This window comes from Algibacter mikhailovii (assembly GCF_014651495.1).
GTDB lineage: Bacteria > Bacteroidota > Bacteroidia > Flavobacteriales > Flavobacteriaceae > Algibacter_E > Algibacter_E mikhailovii.
On the sequence record NZ_BMWZ01000001.1, the window covers coordinates 535,962 to 549,718 of the forward strand.

Below are 13,757 nucleotides of genomic sequence, written 5' to 3' on the forward strand. Positions count from 1 at the left end.
TATTAAATTCTTTGCTTAAAATTTATCATTCAAAACTGAATTTTTAAATTTGTTTCTCTAAGAGTTATCAATGGAGCATTTTGTAGTATCGGCCAGAAAATATAGACCTCAGACGTTTAAAGACGTTGTTGGCCAGCAGGCTATTACAAACACCTTGCTTAATGCCATTGAAAATAATCATTTAGCTCAAGCCTTGTTATTTACAGGTCCTCGTGGTGTTGGAAAAACAACTTGTGCTCGAATTTTAGCAAAAATGATTAACAGTGATGGTTCTGAAGCTGCCGATGAAGATTTTGCTTTTAATGTATTTGAATTAGATGCTGCCTCCAATAACTCGGTGGATGATATTAGGAGTCTTACTGATCAAGTCCGAATACCTCCTCAGGTTGGTAAATACAAAGTATATATTATTGATGAGGTACATATGCTCTCTCAAGCGGCTTTTAATGCCTTTCTTAAAACTTTAGAAGAGCCTCCTAAACATTGTATTTTTATTCTAGCAACTACAGAGAAACACAAAATTATTCCTACTATTTTATCGCGCTGTCAAATATTTGATTTTAAACGAATAACGGTAAAAGACGCAAAGAATTATTTAAAGTACATTGCCGAAGAACAAAACATCACTGCTGAAGATGATGCCTTACATATCATTGCTCAAAAAGCTGATGGGGCTATGCGAGACGCCCTTTCAATTTTTGATCGTGTTGTCAGCTTTTCAGGTAAAAATTTAACAAGACAAGCGGTTACAGAAAATTTAAATGTCCTGGATTACGATACTTACTTTACAAGTACTGACCTTATTTTAGAAAACAAGATTCCAGAATTATTACTTCAATTTAATAATACCCTTTCCAAAGGTTTTGATGGCCATCATTTTATTGCCGGATTGGCATCTCATTTCAGAGATTTACTGGTAAGCAAAACTCAAGAAACCATAGAACTACTGGAAGTTGGAGACCAAACTAAAGCAAAGTATCTTGAACAGGCAAAAAAAGCCTCACAAGGATTCCTGATGCAGGGTATAAATATGGCTAATGATTGTGATCTGAAATACAAAACAAGTAAAAACCAGCGTTTACTCGTTGAACTTTGTCTAATGCAGCTTGCCTCTATCACTTTTGATGGAGAAAAAAAAAAAAATAGCAGACATTACATAATACCGGCATCCTATTTCAGGAAGAAAGGAATAAAACCAATTCCGGTTTCCACACCTAAAAATCAAACACCCGCGACTACAAAAGCCACAGAACAAAACGAACAAGGTGGCTTGTCCAAGTCTACGAATTCAACCGTAGAAAAATTCCAAAGAAAAGAACCGCCAAAAATAGAATTAAAACAAAATACTAAGCGTACTTCAGGACTTTCATTAAGTAGTATAAGAGCAAAAAAAGAACATCTCATAAAACAAATGGATGTTGTGATTGACGAGGAAGAACTTCCAAAAGAACCTTTTACTCAAGCAGAATTCTTAGCGGTATGGAATGCGTTTATTGTAAAGTTACGTCAAGATGGCAAACATAATCTAGCTTCTATTCTATCTATTGACACCCCAAAAATAAAAGGTACAATTGCTCATTTAGAATTTCCGAATAGCACCAACAAAGTGGAAGTTGAAAGACAACAATACGAACTTTTAAGTCATTTGAGAAAAGCTTTAAAAAATTATGATATTGGATTATCCATAACCATTAATGAAATTATGGAAAAACAATATGTTTATACTGATGCTGATAAATTTGAAAAGCTCAAAGAAAAAAACCCTAATGTTGAACTGTTAAGAAAAACTTTTGATTTAGATGTTTAAAACACTAAAAATAAACGCAATACTAGTCATTGCTATTCTTGTATCATTATCTTTTTTTAGTTGTGATGGCAAGTACCGAAGGCTACAAACGAATAGCGAAACTTTTGATGAATCAAATTTTAAAAGTGACCTTAAAAAGCAAATACATTTCGTACCTAAACAGCCCGTTATAATCGAAACAGACACCATTTTAGCAAATGGCTTCAACGTAAAAATTAACTACCATAGCTTGAATGACAACTACAGTCAAAGCAAGACTGCCTACTCTAATGACAAGGATAAAACAACCTACTATAGTAATTTTGAAGCTGCAATCAGCGTTTATAAAAACAATGAATACTGTAATGAATTTATATTAAACAAGTCCTTTTTTCATGATTTCGAATCTCCATTGTTTTTGGAAAAGGCCATTATGCAATATGTTTGGGTGGATTTTACATCCAGTACCAACCAAACGTTACGTTTAAACACGACATTTAATATACCTGATACTGAAATTTATAAAGATTTTATCATTGAAATAAGTAACCTTGGTGCCGTAAATATTAGACGAAATAACTTTAGTGCTAATACCATTTAAATTATGCTAGGATTAAAACTACCAACAGATCCGCGTTGGGTTAATATTGTAGAAAAAAATATAGAAGAAATACTTACTGACCATGCCTTTTGTGAACAAAAAGCGACGAGTACGGCCATATCATTAATTGTCAGTTTTCCAGAATACACAGAATTAGTTCAAGAAATGGTGGCGTTGGTTAAGGAAGAAATTAGCCACTTCAAATTAGTACATGATATAATCATAGAACGCGGTTGGACGCTTGGTAGAGACAGGCGCGATGATTATGTGGTAGAGCTATTAAAATTCTTTCCAAAAGGTGGTAGCAGAACAACACAACTTGTGCATAGATTGCTTTATGCCGCACTTATAGAGGCCAGAAGCTGCGAACGCTTTAGATTACTTTCGGAAGAACTTAAAGACAAGGAATTAGCTCAATTTTATAAAAAACTTATGGTAAGCGAGGCAAATCATTATACCATGTTTCTTGGTTTTGCCAGACAATTTGGAGATACCGATGAAGTTAACGCTAAATGGAAAGACCTTTTAGAATATGAAGCAAAAATCATAAGCAATTTAGGTACATCTGAAGCTATTCACGGTTAAAGCTTATAACCTATCCCTATTTGGAAGTTTCTGTTTTTGGCAGAAATTCCTAAGCTATCATCAAACACATTTCTAAATCCATAGGTATATCTAGCATCTACAAAAAGTGCATAATTTATACGATATTCAACACCAACCACTCCCGAGTAGCCTAAATTATTTGCTTGATCTCCTTCTTTATGAACCTTTAATCCAATTTGAGGACCAACAAGTACGTCCACCTTATTACTTAATTTAAAACCAATTAAGATGGGCATTTGAATGTAATCTAATTGAAGTGGTTCTGCTTTTGCCCCTTCTCCAGAAAACTGCAATTCTGGCATTAAAGACATCGTTTTTGAAAATTGTATGGATGCAAAAGCGCCAAAGTAAAAACTATTTCTATGTTTATTTTCAAAATTAATTTCTTCATCAAAATCTAAATTTGAAATATTCAATCCACCTCTTACTCCCCACTTAACACTTTTAACTAGGGATGTATTAGACGGTTTAGGGGCAACCGTTGTAGTCTGTTCTGATTCTTTATCTTGCGAAAAGCTAAAGATTGAAAAACTAAGTAAAACTGAAAGAATTAGTGATTTTTTCATCTGTTTAATCTTTTAATAAATCTATCAGATGCAAATAGCCTATGATTTGTAGATAAATCCGACTTATTCATTATTAATAGATTTGGGTATTAATTAATAACAATATTGTACTTGCGAATATAATTTATAATTACAAAAACAAACAACTTTAAAAGCTAAACTGCAAATTACTACTGTGTATTACTGGAAACGGTATCATAATAGATACTTTTAATAATACCATCTGCCAATCCTATTTTGGGAACATATATGTTTTTGGCTCCACTCCACTTCATTGCTGACAGATAAATACGCATAGCGGGAATGATTACATCAGCCCTATCTTGATTCAAATCTAATTCGGTAATGCGTTCTTCATAAGAATAGGATTGCAAAGTATTATAGTAAGAGGTCATATAGAAATAACTTAATGGTTTTCCCATAGATTTACCCGATATTTTGAAAATCTTATTAATATTTCCACCAGAACCTATTACAGATATTTTATCATAACCTTGGGCATTTGTTCCTATCCATTCCCTTAGTTCTTGCCATGCTTCATTTTTCACCATGTCATTAAGCAATCTTACAGTACCTATTTTAAAAGATCTTGAAGCAACTTGATTTCCTTGATCAATCACTGTAAACTCAGTACTTCCCCCCCCAACATCAACATAGAGGTATGTTTTATTAGGATCAATATATTTATTTAAATCAGTTGCTGCTATTATCGCAGCTTCCTCTTCTCCACCTATAACATCAATACTTAAACCAGCATGTTCCTGAACCAAATCTACTACTTTCTGCCCATTAGAAGACTCTCTCATTGCTGATGTTGCACAAGCCTTATATTTTACTACTTTATGCGATTTCATTAGTAGTTTGAAGGCTAGCATAGTATCTAAAATACGCTTAGTATTCTCCTTTGATATTTTATTCTTTATAAAAACATCTGCTCCCAGACGAATGGGTACCCGGACTAAGGAATTCTTTTTAAACTGAACTGGTCTTCCTTCTTGCTCTATTATATTTGAAATTAATAATCTTACGGCATTAGAACCAATATCAATGGCTGCATACTTTTTTATTGAAAGCATATTAATCTTCTAATTTTTTTAAATAATAATCATAAACGGCATATTGAGACCTTACCTTTTCTTTTTCATTAACCCGATACTCATTCTCTTGAGAATCATTTAGCAGTCTTGCTTTTACATTATCATTCCAGCTAATATCAAAGGTTTCAATAATTTCTTTTTTAATATCTTCATCATATATAGGGCAACTTACCTCTACTCTATTTTCAATATTTCTAGTCATCCAATCTGCTGATGATATATAGAGCTTAGTATCGCCGTCATTTCCAAAGATATAAATTCTAGAATGCTCTAAAAATTTATCTATAACACTAATAACTTCTATATTTTCACTCATACCCTTAACACCAGGAATTAGACAACAAAGCCCACGTACTATCATTTGAATTTTAACACCTGCTCTGCTGGCTTCATAGAGTTTATCAATCATTGGGTAACTTGATATACTATTCATTTTTAATCTGATTATACCTTCTTTTCCATTTCTTACATTTTCAATTTCATTATCAATAAATTTGAAAACAGATTTTTGAGTATAATGAGGTGAAACTATGAGATGTTTGTATCTGTTTATTTTGTAGTTAGTCAGAAAAAATTCAAATATTTTACTAACGTCTTTTAATATTTTTTGACTTGCAGTAAAAAGGGTATAATCCGTATATATTTTTGCCGTAGATTCATTAAAATTTCCTGTACTTATAAAACCATATCGTTTTAATTTTTTACCTTCCTCACGTTCAATCACGCACATTTTACTATGCACTTTTAGCCCTGCTACACCAAAAATTAAATTAACCCCTTCTTCTTCCATCTGTTGGGCATAATCAATATTTGCTTGTTCATCAAATCTTGCACGAAGTTCAATAGATACGGTCACAGCTTTACCATTAATAGCGGCGTTTATTAAAGAACTTGCAATATGAGATATTTCAGCTAATCTATATATGGTGATTTTAATGGTTCTAACCTTAGGATCTAAAGCGGCTTCACGTAAAAACTTAACAACATATGCGAAGGTTTGATAAGGCGCATACAGCAAATAATCTTTCTTAGAAATAGCTTTAAATATACTGTCTTGTAAACTAAGGCCTTTAATTGGCAAGGCTTCAATTTTGTCATACATCAAATCTGTTCTTCCCAAACTCGGGAACCCCATATAGTCTCTTCTATTATGATATCTACCACCAGGAATGACACTATCCGTATCGTCAATACCCATTTTAGACATCAAAAACCTTAAAGTTTCTTTATTTATGGTTTTGTCATAAACAAATCTAACGGGTTCACCTATTTGCCGATGCTTTACGCTGTCAGAAATTTTTTCAATGAAACTTTTACTTAAATCACTTTCAAAGTCTAACTCGCCATCCCTAGTTATTTTTATCATGTGAGCCGATATGCTCTTGTATTCAAAGATGTTAAAAATATCACTTAAGCAATGTCTTAATAAATCATCAATTAAAATTATAAAATCCTTATCACCTTGTTTTGGCAATACTACAAAACGATTTACAGATTTGGGTATCTCAATTAACGCAAATTGCTTCTTATCACCAGGCATAAGCATTCTTACTGCCAAATATGCTGCACTATCCTTTAAATTAGGCAATACAACAGCATCATTTAAAATGATTGTTACCAATGCCGGACTTACCGTTCTTAAAAAGTATTTTTTAATGAAATCGTGTTGGGCATCGTCAATTTGAGTCTCATCAATGATATAAATATTTTCTTTTTTCAGTTCTTCATCAATCTCTTTAAGGATAGCCACACTTTCACTTTGCTGATTTATAACTATTTGTGTTATAATCTCAAGAAGTTCTTTAGCCCGAATACCTCCTAATTGATTCTTACCTCCTTTACCTGCTTGAACAATACGTTTTACGGTAGCATATCTTACCTTAAAAAATTCATCCAAATTATTAGAAAATATCCCTAAAAACCTAAGACGCTCAATTAGGGGTACCGTTTCATCTTGAGCTTCTTGTAAAACTCTTGCATTAAATTGCAGCCAACTAATTTCTCTGTTTATATAGCTATTATTTTGGGAAACTTCAGGTTTGGTCATTTAAGGAGATTTAATATTACTTGCTTAACAAATATATTCTATTTAGGCTAAATATTACCCTCAAATCGGTTGAAGAATTCTTAAAAAATTATGAAAAAAATTAACAAGTATAATAATATCTCTTTATAGAATCCCCTACAAACTATATATTCCTGCCTAACTGACTTTATCCTCACACAAATTAAGAAAGCATTCAATTACTTTATCTGTTTTGGAAATATAATTTGAATCGTTTCACCCTTAGTTAAATCACTCCAATCTGAAATATCAAAATTTATGATTACCACGCCACATGTAGGCACATTCTCAACATATTTATTTCCAAACTTATTTACAAAAAAGGTTATGGCATGATTGTGGCCAAACACCATTAAATTATTTGTTGAGGGGTCACAATTTTTAATAACGTTTTCTAATGAACGACCATCAAAATCATAAAGGTCATGATTAAAAACAATCTGGTCTGAGTCAATACTCAATTTGGATATAAAAAAATCTGCGGTTAGCCGTGTTCTTTGAGCATCACTGCATAGCAATATATCAATTTTTGGATTTGATTCGACTAAATAGGTTGAAACCAAATCAGCGTCATTTAGGCCTCTTTTATTTAAAGGTCTCTGGTGATCAATTACATCAAAGTTCCAAGAAGATTTTGCATGCCTTATTAAAATGAGTCTTTTCATAAATATCGATTAAACGCTATTTTTATCGACAAAATGTTGTTTATATCGATAAAATTCAAGTTATTTGTTATACAAACTTAATAATATAATACATATACCAATCACATTTAAGCAAATAAAAAACTGATTTACAATCAATTAAACCATAAAACACAATTAAACATAGATATATCTTAAATAGTCAGAATAGCATTCTTTTTTACATTTTAAAGAATAAATGTGTGATTTGACTAATTTATTAAAATATCCAAAAACATATACTTTACTTTGTTCCACCTACTAAAATTGAAATTATGCCTCAAAAATTAAAAACTACACGCAAAAATAGTAATAGCAATTACTATCCTCTAATTTTTACAAAACAGATACTGCGGTAATTGGCATTGACTTAGCCAACCGAAAATATATTGTCTTTTAGTAACAAGGTAATAATTTTTAGGATTATACAGCACTCCATTAAACCCTTTAGGAAAACTTCAGACCATGAAAAATAGACCTTTAATAAAAACAGCTTTTATACTAATCATTTTATGTTTATGCATATTGAGGCCTGATTTGACCCATGCTCAGGACAAAAACATTCATGAGATTTCTAATAGTACTAATAAATCATCTAGTACCAATAAATCATCAGAAGATAGAAAGGATTTTTATGACATTGCTTTTAATTTAAAAACCACTTTGTACCTAAAGAATAACAAAATTCAATCAATCTATGGTGAAGGTTCTGTTGTAAAAATCACAATGAAAGACACCAAGTCTTTGGCATTTTTAGAAGCAAATCAAAATCAATATAACCAAGCGGAAATAATTACTATCAAAGTAAAAGATTTGAACGAATTAAGGAATAACATAGATTTAACAACTTTGACCGCACTAAATAACTTAAAATATGTTTTTATAAAATGTGCATTTAAATGTGAATCAAAAGACATTGAAAATTTTATAATAGCAAATAGTAATATTAGGGTTTTCTACAATGCGGAAAGCCCTTCATAATTTGTATAATGAATTTTAATCATTAACACATGAAAAAACGATACAAAACAAAAGATATCATTAAAAGTCACCTGAATGAAAGGACTGCTTTTGTCTTTTTTCTTTTACTAGGTATTCTGAATGGTTATAGTCAAGTTAAGGTTCCTTTTGCCCCTAGATCCTCAAATACAACGCCAGGGACTACTATCTATAGTGTTAAGGGGGATTTTTCTATGATAGGAAATACAAATCTCACCTTAATTAATTATGATGAAACAGCTACCAATGATGATGACATGATCTATGTGGATATAGATGACGATTCAGACACTTGGAACTCATCCTCATCAAACTTAGTGTTTTCAAATGAAAATGGTGCTATGCCAGAATGTTCCAACGTACTTTACGCTGGCCTATATTGGTTCGGAAGAACAGAAACAGGAAGTGACGAGAATAATGACAATGATAACAATCCAAATACTTTTTCTGTTACAAAGAATAATATCACCAAAAACTTTGACAAAACGAGAGTATTAATCAGTGGTCCTGGCGCTACTGGTTATGAAGCTGTTTTTGCTGATAAATTAGTAAATAACAATGATGAAATTCACTACCCTATTAACGGGTTAGAAAGAAATATTTACACGGCTTATGCAGATATCACTGCCTATGTTAAAGATCCGGAAAAAGGAGGCATTGGAGAGTATTTTATTGCAGATATGGCCGTAAGAGAAGGAAGTGAAGACATTACCGGGTTTTCTGGTGGTTGGGGAATGGTTGTTGTTTATGAAAATTCAAAAATGAAATGGAGAGACATAACTGTTTTTGATGGTTACGCCTATGTTGACGATGACAACCCTTCTGATTATGTCATTAATATAGATGGCTTTAACGCCACTGCTAGTGGAGACATTAATGTTAAACTTGGTATTATGGCCAGTGAGGGTGAATTTGGATGGAAAACTGACTTTCTTGAAATTGAACAGTTGCAAACAGGTACTTATCAGCCTTTAGCACATACCAATAATACTACAGATAATTTTTTCACCTCCTCTATTATAACACATACTAGTCCTAATATGAGAAACCCAGAGCTCGTAAATAATAGTGGTGTAGACATTGTCATGTTTAACATAGATAATGCTGGAAAGAACATTATTGATAACGGCCAAACCAAGACCTCTTTTAGGTATGGGAGTGATGAGGATGCATATGCTATTTTTAATTTAACATTTGCTGTTGATGCCTATATACCAGAACCTGTTGGTCTTTTAACCAATACATCAATAAATGGCAATGCTAATCCACCAGTTTTAAGTTTACAACCCGGGGAGTTTGCAGATTTCAAACTAGAGTTAACAAATGCAGGTACAGAGGCTATTAATAATACAAAGCTTACTATTCCTATTTCAAATTCTATTGACCCCAGTAATATAACAATGTCCTTCAACACATTTTTCACTACTGGTACTGGTTATTCACCGCCGTCATATGACGCTAGTATTGGTACAAATGGAGCCATTGTTTGGGAATTGGGAGAATTTCCGAATCCATCTAACCCTGATTTTGTCTTGGCAGATATTAGCTTTAAACTAACAACTACCAAAGATTGTACTGTATTAAATGATCCTGGTTTTAGTACCACATTGAATATAAACGGAATGCTTAGTGGAACAGGTGCCACTTCTCAAATTACCTTTTCAGAAGATTTAATACTAGGTTATGAAGAAAGTGGAACATGTCAAAATGAACCCATTCCAGCGCCTTTAACTATAGAAATAGAAAAAGAAGGCTATGTTGGTGCACCTCCAACGGCAACAGCCCCTGCAGCTATAAATGTAACCTGTTTAGCCGATGTTCCAGCTCCAGATCCGTTAATAATTACTGACGCCACTTCAGACACTGGTAATGCTCCAATTATTAGCTTTGTCTCAGATACTTCGAACGGCAATAGCTGTCCGGAAATTATAACAAGAGTATATAGCGTTGTTGATGATTGTGGTAGCACTATTTTATTAAGTCAAACTATAACAGTAAATGATACTATAGCTCCTATTATTAGCACTGCAGAAAAAAGCTTAGATTCTACTTTAGAATACAGTGATTCGATTGGCATAAATACGGCTTTGACACTAACGCCTTCAGCTACAGACAATTGTACAACCAGCCCAAATATTAACTTGGTAAGTGATATTAACACACCAGACCCAAATTGTGAAAACGCATATGTAAGAGTGCGTACTTGGAATTTTACTGATGATTGTAACAATACCAGCGCTGACTTTGTACAAACTATTATAGTACAAGATACCACAGCACCAATTATTGACAATACAAATACGACTAACATTGAAATTGAATGTGGAGTCGACGATTTTAATGAATTAGAGTTATGGTTAACTAACCATGCAAATTCGACCGTAACTAATTCAGGCGACAATATTACTTGGAGCAATGACTACAATTCAAATGATGCCGTGCAATGTGAAAACAGTCCTATTACGGTAACCTTTATCGCTTCAGACAATTGCGGTAATTCAAGTAGTACTTCTGCTACCTACCTCATAAAAGACACCAATGCACCGGTTATAGACACCCCTATAAATAGTTTAGATGTAACACTTGAATGTAGTGCTTCAGATGATATTACGGAGGCTTTATTATTAGCACCAACAGCTACCGACAATTGCTCAGCTAGTCCTACATTAGTATTAATAAGTGATGTTAGTACTTTAGAACCAAACTGCTCCAATGCTTATGTTAGAGTACGAACTTGGAATTTCACTGACGACTGTAATAACACAAGTGTTAATTTTGTCCAAACAATTACTGTTCAAGATAACACACCGCCTACTCTTGTTCTTCCAGAAAATGTAACTGCCGTGTGTAGTGATGATCCAGAAACTATTAATTTTGGAACAGCAACTGCTACCGATGATTGTGACAGTGATGTACAAATTTCATTTAACGATGTTCGTACAGATGGCGCATGCGCTGGAACTTATACCATTACGCGTACATGGACCGCTACAGATATATGTGGAAATACGGTTAGTGCAGATCAAACCATTTCAACATCTGACACTACCCCACCATCTTTTGATCAAACCCTTCCAGAGGCTAACATCACAGTTGAATGTGATGCCATTCCAGAACCCATTGAATTATCGGCATCTGACGATTGTGGGACCGCATCAGTGACGGTTAGTAATATAAAAACAGAAGGAGATTGTGACAATTTTTACAGTTTAGCCCGCACTTGGATTGCTTTAGACGAATGTGGCAACACCACTACTTTCACCCAAACAATTACGGTTCAAGACACTAAAGCTCCAGTATTTGTCGAAGCACTTCCTACAGACATTACCGTGGAATGTAATGCCATTCCTGAAGCCGAGGATATAACTGCCGTTGATAATTGTGGTACTGTAGCCGTTTCAATTATTGAAACAAGAGAGGATGGTGACTGCCCTTTCAACTACATTTTAACACGTACTTGGACAGCTACTGATTTATGTGGTTTAACTACCTCCCACACTCAGAAAATCACCGTAGAGGATAACTCCGCTCCGGTTCTATCAAGTTCCTTAGAATCATTAATAGACGTCAATTGTTCTGCAATTCCAGAAGCTCCTTCTTTACAATTTACAGATAATTGCTCAACAAATATTAGCGTTGAATTTGAGGAAATGAGCACCTTTGAAGATACCGTATTAGAAGATTATGAGATTATAAGAACCTGGACGGTTAGAGATGAATGTAATAATGAATCAATTTTTACACAAACATTAAATGTTACCCTTGATGAAGTATTTACCGAAGTTATAGCTGAAGATAGATGTTTCGAAGATGGGATTATTAATCTTGATGACTACATTCCAAATTCTCAAAATAATGAGGGCATTTGGGAAATCGTTGAAGGTGATACAACAGCATCTTTGAATGGCAGCGATTTTGATCCTACTATTCTTGAAATAAATGATGAACTATCCCCTCAAAGTGGAGGCATTAATTATGTATTTAGATACACTACTGTTGACGCAGAATGTATTGCAGTTACTGAAGTTAGAATGAATATTCACGCAGATTGTGTTGTTTTACCTTGTGGTAATAACAATGTAGTTATATCTAAAGCAATTACGCCCAACGGCGATGGATACAATGACACTTTTGATATATCAGGAATTGAACGCTGTGGCTTCAGAGCCGAAGTGAAAATATTTAATCGTTGGGGCGCTTTAGTTTATGAATCTAATGATTATCAAATAGGTACTTCAGAAACACTCTCTCCTGGAGATTGGGATGGATCATCATCCAAAGCCTCTATAGGAGGTTCTGGTAAACTACCTAATGGAACTTATTATTATATCGTTCAAATTAAAAATAACGGCAATTCTGGAAATGTAGGTTTAGATCCTATTACGGGTCCAGTATACCTAGGAACCAAATAAAAAGCTAACCTATGAAACTTATAAAACATCAAATATTAATTATTGCGTTGTTGAGCTGTACGGTTGGAATTGCACAACAATTACCCCAATTTACGCAATACATGTACAATACAATCTCTATAAATCCTGCATATGCAGGTAGTAGAGAAGCTTTAAGTATTGTTGGACTACACCGAAGTCAGTGGGTTGGCTTTGAAGGTGGACCAATAACACAGACACTTTCTATACATACACCTCTTAGAAATGACCGAATAGGCTTAGGCTTATCATTTATAAATGACGATTTAGGTCCACAAAATTTTTCATATTTGTATTCAGACTTTTCGTATTCAATTCCAACAGGGGCTGATGGTAAGCTCGCCTTTGGTGTAAAAGCCGGATTTACACAGTATAGTTTTGATCAAGCTTTTATTAATGATCCTTCAATTACTGAGGATCCGTTTTTTAACGGAACGGAAAATCGATGGTCTCCCAACATTGGTGTAGGCGCCTATTGGAGCACTAATAGATGGTACCTTGGGCTTTCAGCCCCAAGATTGTTAAATACTAACATAGCCCAAGAAAATGGATTTGAAGCCCTTGAGCGTATTAGCTATTACTTTACTGGTGGTGCCGTTTTTGACCTTAGTCCAAGCTTTAAATTTAAGCCTGCTTACTTAATTAAAGCGACCAATGGAGCTCCATTGTCCTTTGATATAACTGCTAATTTTTTATATAATGAAAAATTTTGGCTAGGAGCTTCATATAGAATTAATGAAGAAACCGCTGCCATTGGAGGAATTGCCGATTTTCAAATCTCAAAACAATTACGGATTGGCTACGCTTATGAAAAACCTATCTCCGACATTGCTAGATATAGTTCTGGCACTCATGAAATATTATTAATGTACGAATTCAAATTTGTGAATTCTAAACTGAAATCTCCTAGATATTTCTAATACC

10 protein-coding genes are annotated in these 13,757 nt (G+C 33.6%); 6 read left to right on the forward strand and 4 right to left on the reverse strand.

What is annotated here, in order from left to right; translation table 11 throughout:
- Positions 1-70: 70 nt before the first annotated feature.
- The 3 genes from dnaX to IE051_RS02365 are packed head-to-tail and all read left to right on the forward strand — an operon-like array spanning position 71 to position 2,972.
- Complete coding sequence (gene dnaX / locus IE051_RS02355; RefSeq protein ID WP_189359110.1) at positions 71-1,807, forward strand: DNA polymerase III subunit gamma/tau; 1,737 nt, start codon at positions 71-73, stop codon at positions 1,805-1,807.
- Complete coding sequence (locus IE051_RS02360) at positions 1,800-2,387, forward strand: hypothetical protein (RefSeq protein ID WP_189359112.1); 588 nt, start codon at positions 1,800-1,802, stop codon at positions 2,385-2,387. The genes dnaX and IE051_RS02360 overlap by 8 nt, the downstream gene beginning before the upstream one ends.
- A gap of 3 nt (positions 2,388-2,390) precedes the next feature.
- Positions 2,391-2,972 (forward strand): MiaE family protein, encoded by a 582-nt coding sequence (locus tag IE051_RS02365; protein ID WP_189359114.1) that lies wholly within the window; start codon positions 2,391-2,393, stop codon positions 2,970-2,972.
- Here IE051_RS02365 and IE051_RS02370 read toward each other — a convergent pair.
- The 4 genes from IE051_RS02370 to IE051_RS02385 form a co-directional block, all read right to left on the reverse strand.
- Positions 2,969-3,559 (reverse strand): porin family protein, encoded by a 591-nt coding sequence (locus IE051_RS02370; RefSeq protein ID WP_189359116.1) that lies wholly within the window; start codon positions 3,557-3,559, stop codon positions 2,969-2,971. The two genes, IE051_RS02365 and IE051_RS02370, sit on opposite strands and share 4 nt — an antisense overlap.
- Before the next feature lie 170 nt (positions 3,560-3,729).
- Positions 3,730-4,635: a Ppx/GppA phosphatase family protein gene (locus IE051_RS02375; protein WP_189359119.1), complete on the reverse strand. Its 906-nt coding sequence runs from the start codon at positions 4,633-4,635 to the stop codon at positions 3,730-3,732.
- A gap of 1 nt (position 4,636) precedes the next feature.
- Positions 4,637-6,703 (reverse strand): polyphosphate kinase 1, encoded by a 2,067-nt coding sequence (gene ppk1 / locus IE051_RS02380; protein ID WP_189359121.1) that lies wholly within the window; start codon positions 6,701-6,703, stop codon positions 4,637-4,639.
- A 197-nt stretch (positions 6,704-6,900) separates the two neighbouring features.
- Positions 6,901-7,386 (reverse strand): SixA phosphatase family protein, encoded by a 486-nt coding sequence (locus IE051_RS02385; RefSeq protein ID WP_189359122.1) that lies wholly within the window; start codon positions 7,384-7,386, stop codon positions 6,901-6,903.
- A 483-nt stretch (positions 7,387-7,869) separates the two neighbouring features.
- Between IE051_RS02385 and IE051_RS02390 the strand changes: the two genes are divergently transcribed.
- From IE051_RS02390 to IE051_RS02400, 3 genes are read left to right on the forward strand one after another with little or no spacing between them, the layout of a single operon-like run.
- Positions 7,870-8,385, forward strand: coding sequence for a hypothetical protein (locus IE051_RS02390; RefSeq protein WP_189359124.1), 516 nt, complete (start codon positions 7,870-7,872; stop codon positions 8,383-8,385).
- Between the two features lie 29 nt (positions 8,386-8,414).
- Complete coding sequence (locus IE051_RS02395) at positions 8,415-12,815, forward strand: T9SS type B sorting domain-containing protein (RefSeq protein WP_189359126.1); 4,401 nt, start codon at positions 8,415-8,417, stop codon at positions 12,813-12,815.
- 11 nt (positions 12,816-12,826) lie between these two features.
- The gene (locus IE051_RS02400; protein ID WP_189359128.1) at positions 12,827-13,753 is read left to right on the forward strand and encodes a PorP/SprF family type IX secretion system membrane protein; all 927 of its coding nucleotides are present in this window, start codon (positions 12,827-12,829) and stop codon (positions 13,751-13,753) included.
- Positions 13,754-13,757: the final 4 nt, after the last annotated feature.